Origin of the sequence: Bradyrhizobium sp. NBAIM08 (assembly GCF_020193935.1) — a bacterium.
Taxonomy (GTDB): Bacteria; Pseudomonadota; Alphaproteobacteria; order Rhizobiales; family Xanthobacteraceae; genus Bradyrhizobium; species Bradyrhizobium yuanmingense.
In genome coordinates this window covers 1-23,286 of sequence record NZ_JADYVR010000010.1, presented here as the reverse complement: position 1 = coordinate 23,286, position 23,286 = coordinate 1, and the positions used below count along the sequence as shown (strand labels likewise).

Annotated in this window: 19 protein-coding genes; 7 read left to right on the top strand and 12 right to left on the bottom strand. The window is 65.1% G+C overall.

Annotated features, from left to right (window positions below):
- The first annotated feature begins 314 nt into the window (after positions 1-314).
- The 3 genes from I6F37_RS28485 (at position 315) to I6F37_RS28475 (ending at position 4,274) form a co-directional block, all read left to right on the top strand.
- Positions 315-2,042 (top strand): hypothetical protein, encoded by a 1,728-nt coding sequence (locus I6F37_RS28485; protein WP_225153467.1) that lies wholly within the window; start codon positions 315-317, stop codon positions 2,040-2,042.
- Positions 2,043-2,258: 216 nt separating this feature from the next.
- Positions 2,259-2,984 (top strand): thermonuclease family protein, encoded by a 726-nt coding sequence (locus I6F37_RS28480; RefSeq protein WP_036015924.1) that lies wholly within the window; start codon positions 2,259-2,261, stop codon positions 2,982-2,984.
- 102 nt (positions 2,985-3,086) lie between these two features.
- Positions 3,087-4,274: an alanine--glyoxylate aminotransferase family protein gene (locus I6F37_RS28475; protein WP_036015923.1), complete on the top strand. Its 1,188-nt coding sequence runs from the start codon at positions 3,087-3,089 to the stop codon at positions 4,272-4,274.
- Positions 4,275-4,442: 168 nt separating this feature from the next.
- Here I6F37_RS28475 and I6F37_RS28470 read toward each other — a convergent pair whose 3' ends face one another.
- Together I6F37_RS28470 and I6F37_RS28465 are read right to left on the bottom strand one after the other, a co-directional pair.
- On the bottom strand, positions 4,443-5,549 hold the full coding sequence (locus I6F37_RS28470; RefSeq protein ID WP_036015922.1) for a hypothetical protein: 1,107 nt from the start codon (positions 5,547-5,549) through the stop codon (positions 4,443-4,445).
- Positions 5,549-6,985 (bottom strand): MBOAT family protein, encoded by a 1,437-nt coding sequence (locus I6F37_RS28465; protein WP_036015919.1) that lies wholly within the window; start codon positions 6,983-6,985, stop codon positions 5,549-5,551. Before I6F37_RS28465 ends, I6F37_RS28470 begins: the two co-directional genes overlap by 1 nt.
- A gap of 312 nt (positions 6,986-7,297) precedes the next feature.
- Here I6F37_RS28465 and I6F37_RS28460 point away from each other — a divergent pair, with 312 nt between their 5' ends.
- Positions 7,298-9,397 (top strand): S9 family peptidase, encoded by a 2,100-nt coding sequence (locus I6F37_RS28460; protein ID WP_225153330.1) that lies wholly within the window; start codon positions 7,298-7,300, stop codon positions 9,395-9,397.
- A gap of 97 nt (positions 9,398-9,494) precedes the next feature.
- Here the strand turns inward: I6F37_RS28460 and I6F37_RS28455 are convergent, their stop codons facing one another.
- The 3 genes from I6F37_RS28455 to I6F37_RS28445 form a co-directional block, all read right to left on the bottom strand.
- Positions 9,495-10,214, bottom strand: a complete 720-nt coding sequence (locus I6F37_RS28455) for a ribonuclease activity regulator RraA (protein WP_036044907.1) — start codon at positions 10,212-10,214, stop codon at positions 9,495-9,497.
- A 122-nt stretch (positions 10,215-10,336) separates the two neighbouring features.
- Positions 10,337-12,070: an L-arabinonate dehydratase gene (gene araD / locus I6F37_RS28450; RefSeq protein WP_225153465.1), complete on the bottom strand. Its 1,734-nt coding sequence runs from the start codon at positions 12,068-12,070 to the stop codon at positions 10,337-10,339.
- A gap of 260 nt (positions 12,071-12,330) precedes the next feature.
- The gene (locus I6F37_RS28445; protein WP_225153328.1) at positions 12,331-14,511 is read right to left on the bottom strand and encodes a methyl-accepting chemotaxis protein; all 2,181 of its coding nucleotides are present in this window, start codon (positions 14,509-14,511) and stop codon (positions 12,331-12,333) included.
- 384 nt (positions 14,512-14,895) lie between these two features.
- On the opposite strand from I6F37_RS28445, the gene I6F37_RS28440 reads away from it, so the two are divergent.
- Positions 14,896-15,315, top strand: coding sequence for a response regulator (locus I6F37_RS28440; protein ID WP_036015915.1), 420 nt, complete (start codon positions 14,896-14,898; stop codon positions 15,313-15,315).
- On the top strand, positions 15,293-18,898 hold the full coding sequence (locus I6F37_RS28435; RefSeq protein WP_225153326.1) for a PAS domain S-box protein: 3,606 nt from the start codon (positions 15,293-15,295) through the stop codon (positions 18,896-18,898). Before I6F37_RS28440 ends, I6F37_RS28435 begins: the two co-directional genes overlap by 23 nt.
- A gap of 175 nt (positions 18,899-19,073) precedes the next feature.
- On the opposite strand, the gene I6F37_RS28430 is transcribed toward I6F37_RS28435, so the two are convergent.
- Complete coding sequence (locus I6F37_RS28430) at positions 19,074-19,709, bottom strand: response regulator transcription factor (RefSeq protein WP_026202588.1); 636 nt, start codon at positions 19,707-19,709, stop codon at positions 19,074-19,076.
- Between the two features lie 149 nt (positions 19,710-19,858).
- On the opposite strand from I6F37_RS28430, the gene I6F37_RS28425 reads away from it, so the two are divergent.
- Positions 19,859-20,161 carry a hypothetical protein gene (locus I6F37_RS28425; protein ID WP_036015912.1) on the top strand — a complete coding sequence of 101 codons (303 nt, stop codon included), beginning with the start codon at positions 19,859-19,861 and terminating at the stop codon, positions 20,159-20,161.
- A 21-nt stretch (positions 20,162-20,182) separates the two neighbouring features.
- Here I6F37_RS28425 and I6F37_RS28420 read toward each other — a convergent pair whose 3' ends face one another.
- From I6F37_RS28420 to I6F37_RS28395, 6 genes are all read right to left on the bottom strand, one after another.
- Entirely contained in the window at positions 20,183-20,686 is a 504-nt protein-coding gene (locus I6F37_RS28420; RefSeq protein ID WP_225153324.1) for a response regulator, read from the bottom strand.
- A gap of 141 nt (positions 20,687-20,827) precedes the next feature.
- On the bottom strand, positions 20,828-21,145 hold the full coding sequence (locus I6F37_RS28415; protein WP_036015908.1) for a hypothetical protein: 318 nt from the start codon (positions 21,143-21,145) through the stop codon (positions 20,828-20,830).
- Positions 21,146-21,147: 2 nt separating this feature from the next.
- The gene (locus I6F37_RS28410; protein ID WP_225153322.1) at positions 21,148-22,026 is read right to left on the bottom strand and encodes a protein-glutamate O-methyltransferase CheR; all 879 of its coding nucleotides are present in this window, start codon (positions 22,024-22,026) and stop codon (positions 21,148-21,150) included.
- A gap of 61 nt (positions 22,027-22,087) precedes the next feature.
- Positions 22,088-22,474 carry a response regulator gene (locus tag I6F37_RS28405; RefSeq protein WP_036015905.1) on the bottom strand — a complete coding sequence of 129 codons (387 nt, stop codon included), beginning with the start codon at positions 22,472-22,474 and terminating at the stop codon, positions 22,088-22,090.
- A gap of 31 nt (positions 22,475-22,505) precedes the next feature.
- The gene (locus I6F37_RS28400; protein WP_225153319.1) at positions 22,506-22,979 is read right to left on the bottom strand and encodes a chemotaxis protein CheW; all 474 of its coding nucleotides are present in this window, start codon (positions 22,977-22,979) and stop codon (positions 22,506-22,508) included.
- Positions 22,980-23,011: 32 nt separating this feature from the next.
- A partial coding sequence (locus I6F37_RS28395) for a response regulator (protein ID WP_225153317.1) occupies positions 23,012-23,286 on the bottom strand: 275 nt, incomplete at its 5' end.

Sequence of the window (23,286 nt, the reverse complement as noted above, 5' to 3'; positions counted from 1 at the left end):
TTGCGCGCAATTTGCGGCGCCGCACCAAACAAACCCTTAACCGGATATAGGCCCTGGGGCAATAGATTGCTCAAAATTTGAACTAAGTGTCTGAATATACTTGATAATTCTCCGATCCAAATTGCCGCATTTGCGGCTTCCCCGTAGCCTTCCGGAGAGCGATCATGCAGCCTTCGTGCCGGCTTTTCCGTGACGTCCATCACATTTGTTTTTCCCGCGAATCCGGGTAGCTTTTTCAACGACTTGCAGGGGGTGGCGCGCAGATGGCAGCGTGCCTGATGTCCCCGACCAAGGCCCCCGCGACCAGGTATTTCATGAGCTTTCATTATTTTGCCGGCGCCGCCTGCCGGGCGCTGACGGCGCCGAAGGACGGCCCCTCGCTTTACGACGTCTGCGATCCCGTATTGTCGGATACGGCCAGCGGCGATCCGCATCTCGCCAAATTCTACAGGACCGCGCTCGGCAATCCCGCGCTGCGGATCCTGCTCCGCCGCGCCGGCCTGCCCGAGCTGCGCGACGAGGGGATGCTGACGCGGCTGCGCGCGGCACTCACCCGGGCCCGCGACGAGGCCGAGCCCGACTGGGCGGCGGTCGGGCAGCCGATCGCCGATCTCGTCGACAGCATCGCGCTCGACCACCCCAAGCCGCCGCCGGTGCCGTTCACCGCCGCCATGCCCCAGAACGCGCAGATCGACGGCGTGATCCGCGATTGCGCGCAGCATCTGCTCGGCTCGTACCGCCGCAACGGCTTCCTGCCGACCTACGCCGCCTTCAACCTGATCGGCGATCCTGATGTCCGCGGCCGCGAGCTGATCATGGCGCTCACGGGCCTCAACGCGCGCGGCTACAAGAATTCCTCGCTGCTGTTCAACCTCGCCCGCGTCTTCATCGCGCGCTCGCCCGCGCGCGCCGTGGTCAATCCGCCCTGGAAAGGCATTGCCGAGCCGATGTGGGAGCCGGTGCAGATCCGCCACCGCTCGGCCTATTACGACGCGTTCTTCATCGAGGCCCTGCTCGGCTTCGTCGAGACCGGGCTCGCCTCCCCGGCCGACAAGGTCGCGGCGGAGCGCGCGATCGCCGACATGGTCGATTTCTGCGTCAACATCAGTCGCGAGGAGGTCGAGGGCTTGGGCGGCGCGCGCTTCAACGTCGTCACCGCACTGGCGCCGGCGCCGCATCCGCGCTTCTCCCGTTACTTCGCGCAGATCAAGCAGGACCTCGGTTTCGGCATCTACGTGCCGGATTGCGACACCACGGCCTGCTCGATCTCCGCGGCGACGCAGGCCGGCTGTACCGACGCGATCATCGACCAGCCGCTCCTGGACTTCTATGCGGGCTATCAGGTGCGCGCCGGCGTCAACGAACCGCGCGTGACCGTGCCGCTCAACGACAATATCGACTATGAGGGCGGGGTTGCGACCTGGATCGACAATCTCAAGGGCGAGCGCCCTTACGGCAACGATCTCGATCCGACGCTCAATCTCGACATTCTCGAGGTAAGCTTCCGCAACCTTGAGCGCTGGAAGGTACTGGAGACGCCGTCGCGGCTTGCAACATTGCACCGGATCATCGGCTTTCAGAAGCGGCTGGCCGGCAGCGGCGCCTTCGCCAATCCGCGCTCGCACATCTATTATCTGCCGGAGCTCTACAGCGCCTATTTCGGCCGCTGCTATGCCGCCTTCCTGGCGCTGCCGCTGGCGGCGCAGGCCGCGATCGATCCCGCCGGCGATTTCGATTTCATCCGCCATCGCGTGCTGTCCTACGTCAAGGGCGAGCTGATGGCGGCCGAGATGAACGTGTTCGACGCCGCGCTGGCACTGATCGCGCTCGGCCATCTCGGCGCCGACCCGCGCGCCTTCGCACCGGCGCTGAACGTGATCGTCGCCGGGCTCGGTGAAGGCGGCCGCCGCGGCCCGTTCCGCGCCTATGAATGGAACAAGATGAAGACGCCGACGCGGATCCTGGTCGGTGGCCCGGAGGTGACCTCGGCGTTCGTGCTGATGGGGCTGGCGGTGGCGAAGCGGGCGATGGCGCGAGGGTGAGGGGTCTCGTAGGGTGGATTAGCGAAGCGTAATCCACCATCTGACCTCCGCGGATACGAACAGTGGTGGGTTACGCCTTCGGCTAACCCACCCTACGAGACCGTCGCAAAATGACAGGAAGTTGAAAGCCTATCTGTTCGGCATGCGCTGGCCGCGCGGCCAAAAGCCGACCACAATTGCGCCGTCTATCGAGATTTTCATCACAACTGGACGGGCATGTTGCGAAAGGTCCTGATTGCGCTGTCTTTGTTCGCCATCCCTTCGCTGGCGGATGCCGCCGAGATCACCGGCACGGCAAAGGTCCGCGCTGGCGATGCGGTGGTGATCGGCACCACGCGGATCCGGCTCGGCGGCATCGACGCGCCTGCAATCGACCAGCTCTGCCTTAACACCAAGTCCGAGCGCTGGACTTGCGGCGTCGCGGCCCGCGATGAGCTCGCCAGATACGCCGAAGGCAAGACTTGGGTCTGCCGCCCGAGATCGGTCGACCGGCGCGGGCGCACCGTGGCGCGCTGCGAGGTCGGCGGCGAGGACATCCAGAAATGGCTGGTGCGCAACGGCTGGGCGCTGGCCTACGCCCACATGTCCCGCGACTATGAAGCCGATGAAAAGGCCGCGCGGGAGGCCAAGGCAGGGATGTGGCAGGGCGCCTTCATCGCGCCGTGGGACTGGCGCGTCCGCAACAAGAAGACCGCGATCCTCGGCGCGACCAAGCCGCCTGACGGCGCGCACGCGGTGCTGCTCGCTTCGGCCTCGGGGCCGGTCGCGCCGTCGCCGGACTGCACCATCAAGGGCAACGTCAACAGCTCCGGGGAGTGCATCTTTCACCAGCCGACCAGCCGCTGGTACACGCAGATCAGGATGAAGATCAGCAAGGGCACCCGCTGGTTCTGCTCGGTCGAGGAGGCCGAAGCGGCCGGTTGCCGGGAGACGAAGCGATAACCCAGCCCTGCATTTTGCGCGCTTTTCTCGGGACGCGCCGGCACGTAAAAGCATGATTCAGCGACCCACCATCCTGTTCTCAGGCAATAAGGACCGACAGCAATGACCGTTCGCGCGGGCCGGGAGTTTCTGGCCATCCCCGGGCCCACCACGATGCCCGACGAGGTGCTGCGGGCGATGCACCGTCCGGCGATCGACATCTACTCCCAGGAGATGCTGGATCTCACCGAGAGCCTGCTCAGCGACATCTCCAAGCTGTTCGCGACCAAGGGCAAGTCCTACATCTACATCGCCAACGGTCACGGCGCCTGGGAAGCGGCGCTGAGCAACGTCCTGTCGCGCGGTGACAAGGTGCTGGTGCTGGAGAGCGGACGTTTTGCGATCGGGTGGGGCAACGCGGCGGCGCTGATGGGCGCCGAGGTCGAGGTGCTCAAGGGCGATTGGCGCCGCGCGGTGCGGCCGCACGAGGTCGAGGAACGCCTGCGCCGCGACAAGGAGCACAGCATCAAGGCCGTCGTCGTGGTCCAGGTCGACACGGCCTCCGGCGTGCAGAACGACATCGAGGCGATCGGCAAGGCGATCAAGGCGAGCGGCCATCCCGCACTCTACATGGTCGATACCGTCGCCTCGCTCGGCTGCATGCCGTTCGAGATGGACAAATGGGGGATCGACGTCGCGATGTCCGGCTCGCAGAAGGGCCTGATGACGCCGCCCGGCCTCGGCTTCGTCGCCGCCAATGCGCGCGCGCTCGAGGTGCACAAGAAGGCCAATATGTCGACGCCCTATTGGAGCTGGAGCGAGCGCGAGGGCACCGAAAATTATCGTAAATATGCCGGCACCGCGCCGGTGCATCTGCTGTTCGCGTTGCGCAAGGCGATCGACATGCTGCACGAGGAAGGGCTCGAGAACGCCTTCCGCCGCCACAGCCTGCTCGGCGAAGCCGCCCGCCGTGCGGTCTCGGTCTGGTCGGAGGGCCAGGTGCTCGGCTTCAACGTGGCCGAAGCCAGCGAGCGCTCCAATACCGTGACCACGGTGACGATGAGCAACGGCCACGATCCGGCGGTGCTGCAACGCTATTGCAAAGACAAGTGCGGCGTCGTGCTCGGCACCGGCATCGGCGATCTCTCCGGCCAAGCCTTCCGCATCGCCCATATGGGCCATGTCAATGCGCCGATGCTGCTCGGCACGCTCGGGGTGATTGAGGTCGGGCTGAACGCGCTGAAGATCCCGCACGGCAAGGGCGGGCTGGAGGCGGCGGTCGCGTATCTCGGGGAAGAGGTGGCGGTGTAAGTCGCGCGCGCGCCTCTTCCTTCTCCCCTTGTGGGAGAAGGTGGCGCGAAGCGCCGGATGAGGGGTTCTATCCGCGATTCCCGACTGCCAGGACTCGCGGATAGAACCCCTCACCCGTCTCGCCGCTGCGCGGCGAGCCACCCTCTCCCACAAGGGGAGAGGGGAAGATCAGCGCTCCACCCGATACGCCTCCACCTGCGCCTTCAGCTCATTCAGCGACGCGAGCGGCGCTTTCGGGTCGACGCGGTGCTCCCCGCTCGCAAGCCATCTCAGCACCTTCGCATCGATCACCGGCGAATGGTGGATGACGTCGCTGTAATTGTTAAGATCGTGCGTGACGGCCTTGATCGCGCGGAAATCGTGCAGGCGGACGTTGGGCAGTTGCGTCAATCGCCGCGCAATGTGTGCCGTGAGATCGGTGACGATCTTCAGAGTTTCGGGCGAGGCATCGCGCATCGCGACGAATTGCAGGATCGAATAGGGCGGGAGGTAGATGTCGAAGGTCACGTCGGGGTGGCGCGCGATCAGGCCGACGGCGTCGTGCTCGAAATGCCGGACCATGGCTTCGTAGCTGTAGCCTTCGCCGAGGAAGCGACGGCGCACGGGATCAGTGATGTAGGTGAAGGCGGCGAGCGTCTTTCTGGCGTTGTAGTCTCGCGCGACGTCGAAATCCCGCGGCAGGGCGTAGATGTCGTCGACGTCTGACAACGCAAACTTGACCGGCAGATAAGGCGACGCCCGGGTCAGCGGCTCCCGCAGCAGCGGGACGGATCGCAGCAGCGCGAACACCGATTCCTTCGCCATCGCCGCGCTGAACAGATAGGAGGCGATGCCCTTGGCGGTTCGGCGATAAAGATCGACGGACAAATAAGGGTCGGTCTCGATGTCCGCGGCATCGATGAAGATGAAATCGTCCATTTCCCAGATCACGCGCCTTGCGCCGCGGTCGATCGCCTGCTCCAGCACGAAGGCCTGCTGACGCGAGTTGGAGCCGGTCATCGCCAGCTTCAGCGAGCGGACACGAAGCGCGCGGTCGATGTCGCTCTGGCGAAAATGGATTGCGAGTGAGGTGCCCATGAAGGCGGTGTCGAACGGCTGGCTGCTGATCAGCCCGACATTCTGCACGCGCGTGTCCTCCGAGTAGAAGGCCGGGACCAGGCGCGAGGGGCGGAACAGCTGCAGGGGATCGACGATGAAGGTGAGCGCTGCGGCGCCAAGCACGCAGGCCGCGCTCGCCAGCAGAAGACGCCTGAGATGGGTGAACGCGCCCTGCATCAGAACCGGAAATAGATGAATTCGCTGTGGCTCTGGATGCCCAGGAAGCCGAAGGCGAGCAGCAGCGAGGCCGCATAGAGCACCAGCGGCCGCATGCGCCCTGCCCGCAAGGCCTCGCCGACCTCGCGGTTGCCGTGGTCGTATTCCATCAGCGCTTGTGTGTTCGGCGCCAGCCACACCAGCGCCGCATAGATCGCGACTTGCACCAGGGCCGCGATCTCCTCGCGGCCGAGCACGAGGTTCGAAGGGGCAGCCATGGCGTGGAGCACCCGCAATGCCCAGGCGACGCTCTCGGCACGGAAGAACACCCAGGCGATGACGACAGCGAGGAAGGTCAGCACGGCGCCGGCGATGCGAGCTGGGCGTGCAATCAGCGGCGGACCGTTCGGCACCAAGGCATTGAAGGCATGATTGACGCAGAGATAGGCGCCATGCAGCGCGCCCCAAATGACAAAAGTCCAGGCCGCGCCGTGCCAGAGACCGCCGAGCAGCATCGTGATCAGCAGATTGACGTAACGGAGCACGCGGCCGCGGCGGTTGCCGCCAAGCGGGATGTAGAGATAGTCGCGCAGGAATTGCGACAGCGTCATGTGCCAGCGCCGCCAGAACTCGACGATGCTGGTGGCCTTGTAGGGCGAGTTGAAATTGACGGGCAGGAAGATGCCGAACATCAGCGAGATGCCGATCGCCATGTCGGAATAGCCGGAGAAGTCGAAATAGAGCTGGAAGGTGTAGGCGAGTGCGCCGAGCCAGGCCTGGTCGAAGCTCGGCGAGCGCGCCTCGAAGGCGAGCGCGACCAGCGGCTGGATGCCGTCGGCGAGGCAGGTCTTCTTGAACAGGCCGATCGCGAAGATGATGATTCCGCACAACATGAGATGCCCGTCCGGGCGCTTGGTCTCCTCGTGCTCGAATTGCGGGATCATGTCCTTGTGATGGAGGATGGGCCCCGCGATCAGATGCGGGAAGTACGTCACGAACAGCGCGTAATGCGGCAGCGCATAGGCCGCGACCTGGCCGCGATAAGCGTCGACCAGAAACGCGATCTGGGTGAAGGTGTAGAAGGAGATGCCGACCGGCAGCAGGATGTGGAGCGCGACATCCGTGCCGAGCAGCGCGTTGACGTTCTCCGCGACGAAGCCGGCATATTTGAAGATGCCGAGCATGAGAAGATCGCCGACGACGCCGAGCGCGAGTGCGGCCTTTCGTTGCGAGTGCGTGAGCTCCGCCACGATGAGAAGATGGCCGACGCCGTAGTTGAAGGCGATCGAGAGCAGCAGAAGGGCGACGAACTGCCAGCTGCCGATCGCGTAGAAGGTGATCGAAGCCAGCGCCAGCCAGACCACCGGAGCCAGATTGCTGCGCCGGCCGAGCCGGAAATAGCCGGCGAGCACGACCGGCAGGAACAGCAGGATGAACGCATAGGAATTGAACAGCATCGGGCTGGACCGGCGGCGGGATATTGCCCCTCAAAGCACACAAGGGGCCGATCAACAACCCGGCAGCATGGGCGGTCGTGCTGGCAATCCGCGGAATCGGAACGATATAAGGTGGAACACGGCGAGCCGCTTTTTCTTCTCCCTCTCCCCGTTCTCACGGGGAGAGGGTCGGGGTGAGGGGCTCTCTCCACAGATGAGACCATAGCGAGACCTGTACCCCCTCACCCGGAATTTGCTGTCGCAAATTCCGACCTCTCCCCGCAGGCGGGGAGAGGTGAAGGAGGCCGCGACACGTATTTGAACGAGGACCGAGTGACCCAAGCCAAGACGCCTTCGAAGCCCCCCGTCGCCCCGCGCCGGCTGCATTCCTTCACGCGGCACGACATTACCGTGACTGACGATTATGCCTGGCTGAAGGACGCGAACTGGCAGGAGGTGCTGCGCGATCCCGCCGTGCTCGATCCTGACATCCGCAAATATCTCGACGAGGAGAACGCCTACACCGAGAGCCTGCTCGGCCACACCTCGGGCCTGCAGAAGACGCTGGTGCGCGAGATGCGCGGGCGGATCAAGGAGGACGATTCCAGCGTCCCGTCACCGGATGGGCCGTTCGCCTATTTCCGCAGGTTTCGCGAGGGCGGGCAGCACGAGCTGTTCGGCCGCATGCCGCGCGACGGCGGCGACGGCCAGATCGTGCTCGATGGCGACGCGCTCGCCAAGGACCACCAATATTTCAAGTTCGGCGGCAGCCGCCACTCCTACGATCACAAGCTGCAGGCCTGGAGCGCCGACACCAAGGGCTCGGAATATTTTTCGATCCGTGTCCGCGACTGGACGACGGGAAAAGACCTCGACGATCTCGTCGAGGAGACCGACGGCGGCGTGGTCTGGTCTGCGGACTGCAAGAGCTTCTTCTATGTGAAGCTCGACGACAATCACCGCCCGATGCAGGTTTGGCGGCACAAGCTCGGCACCAAGCAAGCCGACGACACGCTGGTCTATGAGGAGCAGGATGCCGGCTGGTTCACCCACCTGCATGAAAGCACCAGCGGCCGCTTCTGCGTCATCGCCGGCGGCGATCACGAGACTAGCGAGCAGCGGCTGATCGATCTCGCCAATCCCGAGGCGCCGCCGCGCCTGGTCGCTACGCGCGAGGAGGGCGTGCAATATTCGCTCGCCGACCGCGGCGACGAACTTTTCATCCTCACCAATGCCGACGATGCCGTCGACTTCAAGATCGTCACCGCACCGCTTCACGCGCCCGAGCGCAAGAACTGGCGCGACCTGATCCCGTATCGGCCCGGCATCTACATCATCGACCTCGATCTCTATGCCGGCCATCTGGTGCGGCTGGAGCGCGCCAATGCGCTGCCGTCGGTCGTGATCCGCGATCTTGCATCAAACGAGGAGCATGCCATCGCCTTCGACGAGGCCGCCTACTCGCTCGATACGATGGGCTCCTACGAATTCGACACGACGACACTGCGCTTTTCCTATTCGTCGATGACGACGCCGTCGGAAGTCTACGACTACGACATGGTCAAGCGCACGCGCGTCTTGCGCAAGCGGCAGGAGATTCCGTCAGGCCATGACCCGGCCGACTACGTCACGACCCGCATCATGGCGAAATCGTATGACGGCGCCGAGGTGCCGGTCTCGATCCTCTATCGCCGCGGACTGAAGCTCGACGGCGCAGCGCCGCTGTTGCTCTACGGCTACGGCTCCTACGGCATGGCCATGCCGGCCTCGTTCAGCGCCAACCGCCTGTCGCTGGTCGATCGCGGCTTTGTTTACGCGATCGCCCATATCCGCGGCGGCGCCGACAAGGGCTGGGGCTGGTATCTCGACGGCAAGCGCGAGAAGAAGACCAACTCGTTCGACGATTTCGCCGCCAGCGCCCGCGCGCTGATCGATGCGAAATACACCAGCGCCAAGCGCATCGTCGGCCATGGCGGCTCGGCCGGCGGCATGCTGATGGGTGCGGTCGCCAACCGCGCCGGCGAATTGTTCGCCGGCATCGTCGCGGAGGTGCCGTTCGTCGACGTGCTCAACACCATGCTCGATGACACGCTGCCGCTGACGCCGCCGGAATGGCCGGAATGGGGCAACCCGATCGAGAACGAGAAGGATTTCCGCACCATCCTGTCGTATTCGCCTTACGACAACGTCGCGGCAAAGGACTATCCGGCGATCCTGGCGATGGGCGGGCTTACTGATTCCCGGGTCACTTACTGGGAGCCCGCCAAATGGATCGCGCGCCTGCGCGCCACCATGCGTGGGGGCGGCCCGGTCCTGCTCCGCACCAACATGGGCGCCGGCCACGGCGGCGCCTCGGGCCGCTTCGACCGGCTCGACGAAGTCGCGATCGTGTACGCGTTCGCGCTGTGGGCAGCGGGGATGGCGGAGGCGTGACGTCGTACCCCGGATGGAGCGGAGCGCAATCCGGGATTCGCGCAGAGATCAACACTGTTCCCGGATTACGCTCCGCTCCATCCAGGCTACGAGAGCGCTACCTCCCGTTCTTCTTGCGCCATTCCGCGAAATCGGTGAGCGTCCGCGGATCGGTGGCGGGATAGAGACCGAAGATGCCGCGGCCCTTGCCGACTTCCTCGGTGACGAAATCCTCGAACGCGGTCATCTCGAAGGTCTCGTTGGCGATCTCGTCTGCCAAATGCGCGGGGATCACGATGACGCCGTCGGCGTCGCCAAGGATGACGTCGCCGGGAAACACCGGCGCATCGCCGCAGCCGATCGGCACGTTGATCTCGATCGCCTGATGCAGCGTCAAATTGGTCGGCGCCGAGGGACGGTGGTGGAAGGCGGGAAAGCCGAGCCTTGCGATCTCGGCGGAGTCGCGAAAGCCGCCGTCGGTGACGACGCCGGCGACGCCGCGCTTCATCAGCCGCGTCACCAGGATCGCGCCGGCCGAAGCCGCGCGCGCATCCTTGCGGCTGTCCATCACCAGCACCGCGCCCGGCGGGCAATCCTCGACCGCCTTGCGCTGCGGATGGGAGCGGTCCCTGAAAACGTCGATAGTGTTGAGATCCTCGCGCGCCGGCATGTAGCGCAGCGTGAAGGCCTCGCCGACCATGGTCGGCTGGTCCGGGCTCAAGGGGCGGACGTCCTGGATCATCTGGATGCGCAGGCCGCGCTTGAACAAGGCGGTCGCGACGGTGGCGGTGGAGACGGATTTGAGTTTTGTGCGGGTGGCTTCGGAAAGTTTGGTCATGTCGTGCTCTCTCTCGTTCGTCATTCCGGGGCGCGCCACTTGGCGCGAGCCCGGAATCCATACTCCCTATCGTGGTTATGGATTCCGGCCCATCGCTTCGCGATGTCCCGGAATGACAGGTGCTAGTAGATGGACGGCTCGCCGATCGGCGCGCCGAAATCGGTCTCCAGGAAGTCGAAGTCGCAGCCGTCATTGGCCTGCTTGATGTGCTTGGTGAACATCCAGCCATAGCCGCGCTCGAAGCGCCGCGCGGGCTGCTTCCAGGCGGCGCGGCGTTTTGCGAGCTCGGCCTCGCTCACATCGAGATTGATGGTGCGCGCAGCGACATCGAGCGTGATGCGGTCGCCGTTCTGCACCAGCGCCAGCGGGCCACCGATATAGGATTCCGGCGAGACGTGCAGGATGCAGGCGCCGTAGCTGGTGCCGCTCATGCGCGCATCCGAGATGCGCACCATGTCGCGCACGCCCTGCTTCACGAGTTTTGTCGGGATCGGCAGCATGCCCCATTCCGGCATGCCCGGTCCGCCCTGCGGCCCCGCATTGCGCAGGATGAGGATGTGATCCTCGGTGACGTCGAGATCGGGATCGTCGACCGCCTTCTTCATCGAGGGATAATCGTCGAATACCAGCGCGGGGCCGGTGTGCTTGAGAAAGCGCGGCGCGCAGGCGGAGGGTTTTATGACGCAGCCGTCCGGCGCGAGATTGCCCTTGAGCACGGCGAGCGCGCCCTCCTTGTAGATGGGATTGTCGATGCCGCGAATCACGTCGGCATTGTAGACCTCGGCCCCCTCGATGTTCTCAGCCAGCGTCTTGCCTGTGACCGTGACGCAATCGAGATGCAGATGCGGCTTGATCTGGCACATCAACGCCGGCAGGCCGCCGGCGTAGAAGAAGTCCTCCATCAGGTACGCATCGCCGCTCGGGCGGACGTTGGCGATGACGGGCACCTTGCGGCTGGCCGTCTCGAAATCGTCGAGGCCGATGTCCTGGCCGGCGCGGCGGGCCTGCGCGATCAGATGGATGATGGCGTTGGTGGAGCAGCCCATCGCCATCGCGACCGCAATGGCATTCTCGAACGCTTTGCGGGTCTGGATCACCTTCGGCGTCAGATCCTCCCACACCATCTCGACGATGCGGCGGCCGCATTCGCTGGCCATGCGGATATGGTTGGCATCGGCAGCGGGAATCGAGGAAGCGCCCGGCAGCGTCATGCCGATCGCTTCCGCAATGGCGGTCATGGTCGAGGCGGTGCCCATGGTCATGCAGGTGCCGTAGCTGCGGGCGATGCCGGCCTCGATGTCGAGCCAGTCCTTGTCGGAGATCTTTCCGGCGCGGCGCTCGTCCCAATATTTCCAGCCGTCGGAGCCGGAACCCAGCGTCTTGCCCTTCCAATTGCCGCGCAGCATCGGTCCTGCCGGCAGATAGATCGCCGGAATGTTCATCGAGGTTGCTCCCAGGAGCAGCGCCGGCGTGGTCTTGTCGCAGCCGCCCATCAGCACCACGCCGTCGACGGGATGGCTGCGGAGCAGCTCCTCGGCGTCCATCGCCAGCAGGTTGCGGTAGAGCATGGTGGTGGGCTTGAGCAGCGATTCCGAGAGCGACAGCGCCGGCAGCTCCAGCGGCAGGCCCCCCGCCATCAGGATGCCGCGCTTGACGTCCTCGACGCGCGACTTGAAGTGCATGTGACAGGGCTGCGCGTCCGACCAGGTGTTGAGGATCGCAATGATCGGGCGGTCCTTCCACTCCTCCGGCGCATAACCCATCTGCATGGCGCGGGAGCGATGGCCGAACGAGCGCAGATCGTCGGGCGCGAACCAACGCGCGCTGCGGAGCTGGTCGGGCGTTTTCTTCTTCATGATGGGGCCCCATTTCTGGATGGTATTCCGCTCGATCACGCGGAAGATCAGGGCTCGACAAAGAGCCGGATGATGATCTCGGTCAAGAGGCCTGTGAAGACTGCAGGTATGCCGAGGAGGGCAAGGGGAGCTTTGGGCGCTGGCGTGCAGCCGCAGCGGGTAGATCGACCGGCTGCGCCGGCTACATCTGTCCTCACCCGGGTGCGGAAGGCGGCCTACGCCGCTCCCGCGACGATCGAATTAGCCGGAGCCATTCCGTTTTAGGCCGCGTTGCGGCCGCTGCACCGTTCCGGCCCGTGGTAATCGGCATCGCCGCTCTTGCGGCGGTCGATCGGACCGGTGCGCAGCCTGACGAAGAAGGCCTGGACCTCGGCGGCGAGGCGTTCGGCCGCCCCCGCGACGTGGTTCGCGGCACCCATCACCTCGTCGGCCGAGCGATTGGTTTTCGCGATGGCGCCGGAAACGGTGCCGATGCTGGTCGCCAACGTCTGTGTCCCCGACGCCGCCATCTGAACGTTCTGCGAGATCTCGCGCGTGGCGGCCCCCTGCTCTTCCACGGCGCTTGCGATCGCCGCGGTCACCTCGTCGATCCGGCGCATGGCGGTTGCGACCTCCTTGACGGAGGCAACTGCGCTGCCGGTCGCGTTCTGGATCGCGACAATGTGCTGCGCGATCTCCTGCGTCGCCTTGCGGGTCTGTTCGGCCAGCGCCTTGACCTCGGACGCCACCACGGCAAAGCCGCGACCGGCCTCGCCGGCGCGCGCGGCCTCGATGGTGGCGTTGAGCGCCAGGAGGTTGGTCTGGGCCGCGATCGCCTGGATCAGGTCGACCACCGAGCTGATGCTCTGTGCGGCGTGCGCGAGCCCTTCGATCTCACTCTCCGAACGCGCGGTCACCTCGCCCGCGGAGCGCACGGTCGTGTTTGACAGCTCGATCTGGCGGCCGATCTCGACGATGGAGCCCGCGAGCTGCTCGGCCGCCGCGGCGACGGTCTGGACGTTGCCCGCGGTCTGTTCGGAGGTGGTCGCTGCGGACGCGGCCTGGCTCGTCGCATGATTGGCGATGCCGCTGAGGCTCTCTGCGGTCTGCCGCATGGTGCCCGCATTCTCGCCGACCAGCGCGAGCAGGTCGCGCGAGGTCGCGCGAAATTCCTCGACCGCTCCCTCCATGTTGCGGTTGGCCGCTTCGCGTGCCTCCGCCTCGCGCGCGAGGGACGCCGCCGCCCGTTGCTGGGCAATCACATTGTCGCGGAATTTGGCCACCGCCTGCGACACCACGCCGATCTCGTCGCCGCGCTCGGCCGTCCTGAATTCGACGCTGGTGTCGCCACCGGACAGGCGCGCGGAATCGCTCACCAGCTCGATGATCGGCCGGGTGATGGAGCGCGCAACCAGGATCGCAATCGTCGCTCCAAGAGCAAGTGCCGCGGCGAGCAGGATCCATTGCAGCAGGAGCAATCTTTCGACCGCGTCGGCCACGCTGCGGGCGTCGTCGGCGAGCTTCGACTGTTGATCGCTCTTGAGACCGCCCGAGCGCTTGCCATCGGCGTCCTTGCGACCGTCGAGCAGGTCGAGGATCTGGGCGGCGCGCGGCGCGGCCTCGGTCGACAGGATGAAAACGGGCATATTCCATTGCGGCGTCTGGCGGATGGCGAATATCTTCTGCGGCAGCGGGGTGAAAGCCTCGTTCGCCTTGACGATGGCCCGATAAGCGGTCGCCTGCCGTGCGGTGAGCAGATCGGTCTGGGTACCGACCGACGCAAGCGCGGCCCTGAAGGTCGCCAGCGGCTTTTCGAACTTGTCACGATCGGCCGCCTCGCCCGAGGCAACGTACAGGCGCAATTGAGATCCCGCGGCGGCAAGATTGCCACGCACATCGGCAAACGTCTTGAGCAGGCGCTTGCGCGGCGGCGTCGCCTCCAGCGCCTCTTCCTCGTCGATCATGCCGGTGATCTCGGCGAACATGGCCGAGATCAGCGGCGCGGCTTCCTTCGCCAGCAATTCGCTCGCCGGATAGGCCGAAGGCGTGAAGGCGGCCGCTTCGGCCTTGTCCTGGGCCTTGCGGAATTCCGCCATCAACGTTCTGGCCTCGCTCCAATTGGTCTTGTTCTGGGGGCTGGAAAAGCCCTCTGCCATGCGGTCGACTGCAGCGGCCGTGCGATCCAGCTCGGCCCAGACCGCGGCCCGGTCGCGCTTGCCCTGCGCATCGCCAGTCAGCAGATAGCCGCGCAGCGTCGAAAGCGTGGAATAGAGATTGCCGACGAGCTCCGTGCTCGCGATCGCGACCGGCGCGCGTTGATCCACGACTGTCCTGATCCGCGACGAAATGTCCGACACGGCGGCGACGGTGTAGATGACGGTCGCTGCGAGCAGGCCGCAGATCAACGCGAAGCCGCCGAGCAGCCGGGTGCGAATTCCGGTGTTCGCGATCGATTTGAACATGAGAGATCTCGAGCTGGTGGCCGGTTGGGGGAACCGGCTTCGTCGGGTAAAGGAATGCCGAAATTGAAATACGCGAGGTACCAAGATGGAACTCGCGGAGATAGTAGTTCGCCCTCTTTAATTCGCGGTGAAGATCGGGTTCCGTACAACTACGGCGAGAAGAATATCTCCTGTCTTTGAAACGACTTATTGCGTTCGGACCGGATCGCATATGCACGCAAGCGTGCGTACCGGCCACAGCGCCTCGTCTGTCGCCACGCCAGGAAGGCATTCGCGGCAAACGCGAGGTGCTTGCAGCGCGGCCAGAATCCGCGCAACAATTTCGCATTTGTTGCTTTGATTTGGGGCCGCTGGAACGCCCAATGCGGCCGGAGGATTTTAGGCGTGGCCAACATCCTGATCGTGGATGACGATCCGGCCGTCCAGTTCACCATCCGGCTGCTGCTGGAACGGGCTGGTCATCACGTGACGGTCGCCGAGGATGGCCGCAAGGGGCTGGCGCTGTTCGAGGCCAGCCGGTTCGACCTGCTGTTTCTCGACATCTTCATGCCCGGTATGGACGGACTGGAGACGATGCGTCACATTCGGATGCTGGCCCCAGCCGTTCCGATCGTCGTCATCTCCGGCCGTTCGATCACGCCGGATGCCTATGCGGAGCCGGACTTCCTGAAGATGGCGACCAAGCTCGGCGCCGTGGCCAGCCTGCAAAAGCCGTTCCGGCCCGATGCACTGCTTGCCGTGGTCGCAGATTGCCTGAAGGCCGACGCGCCAGAGGGGTCCGATGTCCGCTCCGGCCGCCGATGACAAGAACGCCTCTGCTGCAAGCCAAAAATGGCGCAGCGCTGCGGCAGGTCCGGCGAAACTCCCCATGCGAGCAGCAACGACGCTGGCCACGCGGCTGGCCCTCGCGATGATCCTGCTGGTTGCGGTCACCGTGGCCGCAGTCGGATGGTTGGGCTATCGCAACACCACACAGGCCGTCATTCCGCGGGTGCTGGAGCGGGTCGAAGCCCAATCCCGCCTGCTTGCAACCAATCTTGAATCCTACGTTGCCGGCGTACGCGGCGATCTGGTCGGCTATCGCGCCGCAGCGGCAATCAACGGCCTGATCCGGGCTCATGCCGGCGGCGGGATCGATCCTGCGGACGGCGTCTCGCAGCAGACCTGGCGCGAGCGTATCGCGGCGCGGCTCGCGGCCGAGATCGACGCCAAGCCCATCTACGGGCAGTTCAGGATCATCGGCGTCGACGACGACCAGCGCGAGCTGGTCCACGTCGATCGTTCGGGTCCCAACGGAGCAGCCCGGATCGCTCCGGACAGCGAATTGGAGCGCAAGAGTGGCCGCGCCTACTTCCAGGAAACCATACGGCTCGGGCCCGGCGAGATCTATGTGTCTCCCATCGAGCTCGCGACCCGTCAGGGGGGAACGACGGCGCCTCACGCGCCGACTTTGCGCGTGGCGATGCCGCTGTTCACGGCCGACGACAAGCCGTTCGGCATCATCGTGGCCAATATCGACATGCGCCCGGCACTCGAGCGGGTCCGCGCGGCGACAACCTCGGGCGGAGATATCTACGTCGTGAATGCGCGCGGCGACTATCTCGTCCATCCGGACCGGACGCGGGAGTTCGGGTCATCGCGGGGCCATCCGACCGATTGGCGCAAAGACCTTCCGTTCTTGTCAGAACTGGCCGGCACGTCGGACGTGGCCACGCGGGTCACGACCGACGAGGCGGGCCGGACGAGCGGCGCGGCATTCGTGCCGATATCGCTTGCGGGCAAGGAATGGGTCGCCATCGTCGCGACTGTTCCCCCGTCCGTGTTCGGCCGCGTGCCGGCCGCCATTCAAAAAACGTCCCTGCTCGTCGGCGTGCTGGCTGTTCTCGCCGCGGCTGCGCTCGCGGTGCTGCTGGCGCGCTCGTTGACCCGCCCGATCGGGCGTCTGACGGAGGCGGTGCAGGCCATCGGCAGCGGACGTCCCGCGGAGATCCCCGTCGATGCTAGCGGCGAGACCGGCGTGCTGGCCCGGGCCTTTGCGCGGATGGTGGAGGAGATGCGCGCGAAAACGGCCGCGCTCGAACGCGAGATCGAGGAGCATCGCCGCACCGAGGCCGCGCGGAGCCATCACGCGGCGCGCGAGAACCTGTTCAGTGCCGCGGTGGAATCGTCCGACGATGCGATCGTCATGCAGACGCTCGATGCCATCATCACCGGCTGGAATCCGGCCGCCGAACGCCTTTACGGCTATACGGCGGAGGAGGCGATCGGCAAGCCCACCTCGATCATCGTCCCGTCCGACCGCCGCGAACAGGGCAAGGACTATCTGCGGCGGATCGCGCGGGGCGAGCCGATCGAACGCTTCGAGACGGTCCGCCTGCGCAAGGACGGCACGCCGGTCGAGATTTCGCTCGGCCTGTCGCCGATCAAGGGACCGTCGGGCGAGATCATCGGCGCGTCCGGAAGCGCGCGCAGCCTGACCGAGGCGCGGCGCGCCGAGCGGGCGCTGCAGCACCAACTCGAGGAGCGGCGTCAGATCTTCGAGACGTCGCAGGATCTGATCATGGTCATGGACGCGCGGGGTCATGTCGCGCAGATCAGCCCGAGCAGCGAGACCATTCTCGGCTATCGGCCGGACGAGATGATCGGCCGCAGCGGCGCCGACTTCATCCATCCCGATCACCTGGAGCAGTCCCGTGCCGAGATGCGGGCGATGCGACACGGCGAGCGCGTCAGGCTGGCCGACACCCGCTGCTACCACAAGAACGGGCACGAGGTCTGGCTGTCCTGGCTCGGCAGTTGGTCCGAGCGCGCCAAGCGCTTCTTCTTCGTCGGGCGCGACATGACGGAAGCGCGGCTCGCGCAGGAATCGCTGCTCGAGAGCGAGCGGCTCGCCCGCAACATCGTCGAGACCTCGCTCGACGCCTTCGTCCAGACCGACGAGACCGGAAGCATCCTGAACTGGAACTCGCAGGCGGAACAGCTGTTCGGCTGGCGCCGCGACGAGGTGCTCGGCAAGAGCACGATCGACCTCATTGTCGCCGAGAGCGAACGTGGCCGGGTCCGAGCCGGCCTTAAACGCTTCCTCGAAGACGAGGGTGGCCGGACGCTGAACCGCCGCCGCGAGCTGATGTGCTGCCGGCGCGACGGCAAGGAATTCAAGGCCGAGTTGAGCGTCACCGCGCTGAAGCGGCGCGAGGGCCTGCTGTTCAACGTCTTCTACCGCGACCTCACCGACAAGATCGCCGCCGAGGAGCGCATCCGCCATGCCGAGAAGATGGAGGCCGTCGGCCAGCTGACCGGCGGCGTGGCGCATGACTTCAACAACATTCTCACCGTCATCACCGGGACGATCGAAATTCTGGCGGAGGCGGTCGCCAAGGAGCCGCAGCTCGCGGCGATCACCAAGATGATCGACGAGGCCGCCGCGCGCGGCGCCGACCTGACCCAGCACCTGCTCGCCTTCGCGCGCAAGCAGCCGCTCCAGCCGCGCGAGATCGACATCAACTCGCTGATCGTCGACACCGCAAAGTTATTGCGTCCGACGCTCGGCGAGCAGATCCAGATCGAATCGGTGTTCGAGGACGAGAATTGCGTCGCCATCGTCGATCCCAACCAGCTCACCACCGCGATCCTCAACCTCGCGCTCAATGCGCGCGACGCCATGCCCGGCGGCGGCAAGCTGATCGTGGAGACTGGCGCCGCCTATCTCGACGAGGTCTATGCCAGCGCCAACGACGTACCGCCGGGGCACTACGTGCTGATCGCCGTGAGCGACACCGGCACCGGAATCCCTGCGCACATGCTGCCCCGGGTGTTCGATCCCTTCTTCACCTCGAAGGGACCCGGCAAGGGCACCGGACTCGGGCTTTCGATGGTCTACGGCTTCATCAAGCAGTCCGCAGGTCACATCAAGATCTACAGCGAGGAGGGGCACGGCACCACGATCAAGATGTATCTGCCGCCCGGCAAGACGCCGACGGCGGTCGGCGAGGGCGTGACGCCGGCGACGATCGAGGGCGGACACGAGACGATCCTGGTGGTCGAGGACGACCGGCTGGTGCGCGACTACGTCCTGGCGCAGTTGCATTCGCTGGGTTACGTCACGTTGCAGGCCGCGAACGCCGCGGAGGCGCTCGCGATCGTCGCGGCCGGCAAGCCGTTCGACCTTCTGTTCACCGACGTCATCATGCCAGGCAAGATGAACGGACGGCAGCTTGCGGACGAGCTGATGAAGACGCGCCCGGATCTCAAGGTGGTCTACACGTCAGGCTATACCGAGAACGCGATCATCCATCACGGCCGGCTGGATGCCGGCGTGGTGTTGTTGGCCAAGCCCTATCGCAAATCGGATCTGGCGCGGATCATCCGCAAGGCGTTGAGCGGGTGAAGGCCCGTAGCCCGGATGGAGCGCAGCGCAATCCGGGAACAATCGTGCGGCGCGCGAAATCCCGGATTACGCTTGCGCTCCATCCGGGCTACGAAACCGTCGGTGAGGAGAGATGGACCCGGCTCAGCAACGCATCATTGCATGATGCGCTGCTGAGCCGTGGCACGAGACCATGTTACGACGCGCGCTGGGCCGCGGTCATCACGATGCGGATCAGGTCGGCGGCATTGCGCGCGCCGAGCTTCTTCATGATGTTGGCACGGTGGTCCTCGATGGTGCGCGGACTGATGCCGAGCGTGCGGCCAGCCTCCTTGTTGGAGGCGCCGGAGGCGAACTGCTCCAACACCTCGCGCTCCCTGCGCGTCAGCGGCTCGCGGCCGGGGAAATGCAGCGAGCCGAATTTCGGCGACGCGTTCTCCGCCTGCCTGCGTGCATAGGCACCGATCGCCTCGTCGAGACGGCCGACGATCTCGCTGCCGCGGAACGGCTTCTCGATGAAGTCGAGCGCGCCGCTCTTGATCGCGCCCACCGCCATCGCGATGTCGCCCTGCCCGGAGATCATGAAGATCGGCGCAGGATAATCCTCGCCGTGCAACTCCTTCAGGATGTCGAGACCCGACTTCCCGGGAATATTCACGTCGAGCAGGATTGCAGCCGGCGTGCGGTTTCGCGCGACGGAGAGCAGCGCTGCACCGTCCGCAAAACAGATCACTTCATAGCCCGCCGCCTTCAACACCATCGACAAGGTGTCGCGAACGGCAGGGTCGTCATCGACCACGAAGATTTCACCGCGAGAGCTTTGTTCGGCCATGTGCCACATCCGGTTGGCATGAAGGACTCGCGTCCGCGCCATTCGTTATGGCGCTCGGCGCGGATTCGGCCCACCCGTATTTGTACGGGACATGGACTTAACGCACAAGTAGCGGCATGGCGCCTAATTGCATTGGACGGAGAATATCCATGCTAAATTTGGCCGACACGCCGCCTCCTGTCGCAACGTCCGAAGTCGAGAGCCGTGAGCTGATTGCGGCGGACCTTCGTTTACTGATCGCACAGATCGAGACCAGCATGCGCCGGATCGCCGCAGCCATGGATCAAGAACACGGCAGCGATCCGGAAGGTTCCGCAGATGTCGTCTTGCTCGACGACGTCACGCCCCGCTACGCTAGCGCGAGCGCGGCCCTCAATGTCTGCCGGGCGGGCCTCGGCCACGCCCTGCAATGTCTATCGGAATCCGGCAACGCGGCCGGAAGCCGCGTCTGACCGTATGGCGGCTCCGCAAGCTCAGGCGCGGTGCCGTTCCACGATCGCGTCGGTGGCGACACCACCCCAGGTGTGAATCGCCGGCAGGCCCATCGCGGTCTTGCCGAGATTGGCGAGGCTGATGCGCAGCGCCGCGAGATCCAGCGGCTTCGGCAGGCTCTGGAGCTCGATGCCGACCGAACGGGCGAAGCTGCGGGCGGCACTGCGGCGCTTGCCGTCCATGCCGCTGATGACGATCACGGAGCCTGCAAACTTCGCGCTCGCCATCTCGCGCAGCACGTCGACGCCGTCGCCATCCTCGAGCACGAGATCGAGCGTCACGCAGTCGAAGCGCGCGGCGCGCAGCTTCTCGATCGCGTCCGCCACCGATGGCGCCACAGTGACCTCGTGGCCCGCCTGCCTGGCCGCGACAGTGATCAGGCGGCGCTGCGTGGCGTCGTCATCGACCACCAGGAGCTGAAGTGCACGCCGCTCGGCGCCGTCGGGCAGGTTTGACGAGATCGGGGAAAGAGAACTTCTGGGCATTGCCGTATCCTGGGATTGAGAGCGTCAATGGATACACGGCTCGCGCTGAAGCCGCGTAAAGCTGCCGCGAGCAATTGACTCGGAAACGTTCAGCAAATGTGAAGCAAAGTGCGGGAAAGCGCAGCGACGGCGGCGGCGAGATCAGGCCGCGGCGTCGTGGCCACCGGCCGCACCGCGCTTCTTCCGGTTCTTGCCGCGCAGGAACTGGATGTCCATTTCGGCGCCGTTGACACGGACCAGCTCGCAGCGACGATAGGCGAGACCCGTGGACGACAGCAGCAGGAAGAACTCCTTCAGGTTCAAGCCCTGGATCGAGCCCTCCACCGTGAGAACCGCGTCGGTGTCGGAGATCGCGTTGAGCTTGCAGTCGCGCCGCCATGTGCCGTCGATCGCCATGATGCAGACATCATAGCCGCGGCTGAAGGTCACACGCTCCGCGCCCTTGCCATCCTCGGCCATGATTATCGTCCCGCCATCGCCGCCATGCGCGGCGCCGCACCGGCGAGAACCGGCTTGGCCGCGGCCGCGCGCGGATCATTCGGCTTGTAGAGGCCGCGCCGCTCCGGAATCGGCCGGAACGTGTCGGTCAGTCCAACCACGGTCTCGGCGGCGCCGAGCACCAGGAAGCCGTCGGGCTCGATCTGGCGCGCCAGGCGGTTGAAGATATTGATTTTGGTATCCTGATCGAAATAGATCAGCACGTTGCGGCAGAAGATGACGTCGAAGGTGCCGAGCTGGGCGAAATCGTGCAGCAGGTTGAGCTGGCGGTGCTGGATCATCGCCCGCAATTCGGGATTGATCTGCCAGGTCTCGCCGGTCTGCTTGAAATATTTCACCAGCATCTGGATCGGCAGGCCGCGCTGCACCTCGAACTGGCTGTAGACGCCGGCCTTGGCCTTCTCCAGCACCTCTTGCGACAGGTCGGTCGCGATGATCTCGACGCGCCAGCCGGTGAGGGCTGCGCCCATCTCCTTCAGGCACATCGCCAGCGAATAGGGCTCCTGCCCGGTCGAGCCCGCGGCACACCAGATGCGCACGCTGCGCTTGGCCGCACGCGCCTTGATGACCTCCGGCATGATGTGGTCGCGGAAATGATCGAACGGGACCTTGTCGCGGAAGAAGAAAGTCTCGTTGGTGGTCATGGCCTCGACCACGTCGGTGATCAGCTGGCGCGAACCGCCTTGCAGCTTCTGCACGAGCTCGGCGATGCCGGACAGCCCCGCCTTGCGGGCGAGCGGCAGCAGGCGGCTTTCGATCAGATATTGCTTGTCTGTGGACAGGTCGAGACCGGAATTATCCTTCAGAAACTTACGCAGATACTCATACTCGGTCGGGGTCACGGATGGCCTCTCGAAAGCTGTACTGGAACACTCTGGCCCAAGCGCTTTGGGCCTGACACACTCAGACCATGACTTGTCCGACCGGGATCAAACCAACTTCAGCGAACTTGTCGGCGATGATGTCTTTGTCGAAGGGCTTCATGATGTACTCGTTGGCACCGCCGCTGAGCGCCTGAGCGATGTGAGCCACGTTGTTCTCGGTGGTGCAGAACACCACTTTCGGCTGGTCGCCGCCTGGCAGGCGGCGCATGTGGCCCATGAACTCGAAGCCGTCCATGACCGGCATGTTCCAGTCGAGCAGCACCGCGTCGGGCAGCTGCCGCTGGCAGATCTCGAGCGCCTTCGAGCCGTCCTCGGCCTCGGTGACCTCGAACTCCAGACCTTCCAGGATCCGGCGCGCGATCTTGCGCACCACGCTGGAATCATCGACCACCAAACACGTCTTCATTTCTGTTCTCCGGCTTCGATGTTTCGTTGGCTCAGGCGGCAATTTGCGTCTTGGTTTCGAGCTCGAGGACGCGGTCGACGTCGAGGACGACCATGAGCTGTCCGTCGAGGCGGTGGACGCCGCCGGCGAGCTTGGCCATGCGGGGGTCGAGGTTGACGGGGTTTTCTTCCTTACCGTCCTCGGGCAGGCGCAGCACCTCGCCGATCTGGTCGATCAGGAGGCCATAGGATTCGCCGCGCAGGTCGACGCCGACCGCCATCGCGGTCTTGCCGTCCTCGTCCTTGGGCAGGCCGAGGCGCGAGCGCATGTCGACCACGGTGACGATGCGGCCGCGCAGGTTCAAAACGCCGGCGATCTCACGCGAGGCCAGCGGCACGCGGGTGACGCGCTCGGGCATGAACACGTCCTGGACGCGGGAGATCGGCAGGCCGAACAGCTGGCCGCCGATCATCGCGGTGACGTACTCGACCATGGCGCCTTCGCTGGACTGGGTCTTCTTGCTCATTTCAGTGTCTCCTGGTCCATGCCGCTCAAGGTTTAAGCCGCGGCCGCCCGGCTCAGCTCGGAGGCGCCGGCGGCGCCCGCGGTCTGCTCCTTCAGCGCCGCAATCAGGCCGGGACGGTCGAACTTGGCGACGTAATCGTGGAAGCCGGCCTGACGGCCGCGCTCGATCGCCGCCGGCGATACCAGCGCCGACAGGCCGATGATCGGCGTCGCAGCGAGGTTGTTGTCGGAGCGGACGACTTCCGCGAACTCGAACCCGTTCATATCGGGCATCTCGATGTCGGTCAGGATCACGTCGAAGCTTTGGG

Bases quoted from the DNA above. Each gene is read 5' to 3' on its own strand.
- I6F37_RS28400 (WP_225153319.1), bottom strand. From the start codon at position 22,979: ATGAGCAAGAAGACCCAGTCCAGCGAAGGCGCCATGGTCGAGTACGTC.
- I6F37_RS28445 (WP_225153328.1), bottom strand. From the start codon at position 14,511: ATGTTCAAATCGATCGCGAACACCGGAATTCGCACCCGGCTGCTCGGC.
- I6F37_RS28480 (WP_036015924.1), top strand. From the start codon at position 2,259: ATGTTGCGAAAGGTCCTGATTGCGCTGTCTTTGTTCGCCATCCCTTCG.
- I6F37_RS28425 (WP_036015912.1), top strand. From the start codon at position 19,859: ATGCTAAATTTGGCCGACACGCCGCCTCCTGTCGCAACGTCCGAAGTC.
- I6F37_RS28455 (WP_036044907.1), bottom strand. From the start codon at position 10,214: ATGACCAAACTTTCCGAAGCCACCCGCACAAAACTCAAATCCGTCTCC.
- I6F37_RS28485 (WP_225153467.1), top strand. From the start codon at position 315: ATGAGCTTTCATTATTTTGCCGGCGCCGCCTGCCGGGCGCTGACGGCG.
- I6F37_RS28465 (WP_036015919.1), bottom strand. From the start codon at position 6,985: ATGCTGTTCAATTCCTATGCGTTCATCCTGCTGTTCCTGCCGGTCGTG.
- I6F37_RS28475 (WP_036015923.1), top strand. From the start codon at position 3,087: ATGACCGTTCGCGCGGGCCGGGAGTTTCTGGCCATCCCCGGGCCCACC.
- I6F37_RS28470 (WP_036015922.1), bottom strand. From the start codon at position 5,549: ATGCAGGGCGCGTTCACCCATCTCAGGCGTCTTCTGCTGGCGAGCGCG.
- I6F37_RS28420 (WP_225153324.1), bottom strand. From the start codon at position 20,686: ATGCCCAGAAGTTCTCTTTCCCCGATCTCGTCAAACCTGCCCGACGGC.
- I6F37_RS28430 (WP_026202588.1), bottom strand. From the start codon at position 19,709: ATGGCCGAACAAAGCTCTCGCGGTGAAATCTTCGTGGTCGATGACGAC.
- I6F37_RS28405 (WP_036015905.1), bottom strand. From the start codon at position 22,474: ATGAAGACGTGTTTGGTGGTCGATGATTCCAGCGTGGTGCGCAAGATC.
- I6F37_RS28415 (WP_036015908.1), bottom strand. From the start codon at position 21,145: ATGGCCGAGGATGGCAAGGGCGCGGAGCGTGTGACCTTCAGCCGCGGC.
- I6F37_RS28435 (WP_225153326.1), top strand. From the start codon at position 15,293: ATGTCCGCTCCGGCCGCCGATGACAAGAACGCCTCTGCTGCAAGCCAA.
- araD (WP_225153465.1), bottom strand. From the start codon at position 12,070: ATGAAGAAGAAAACGCCCGACCAGCTCCGCAGCGCGCGTTGGTTCGCG.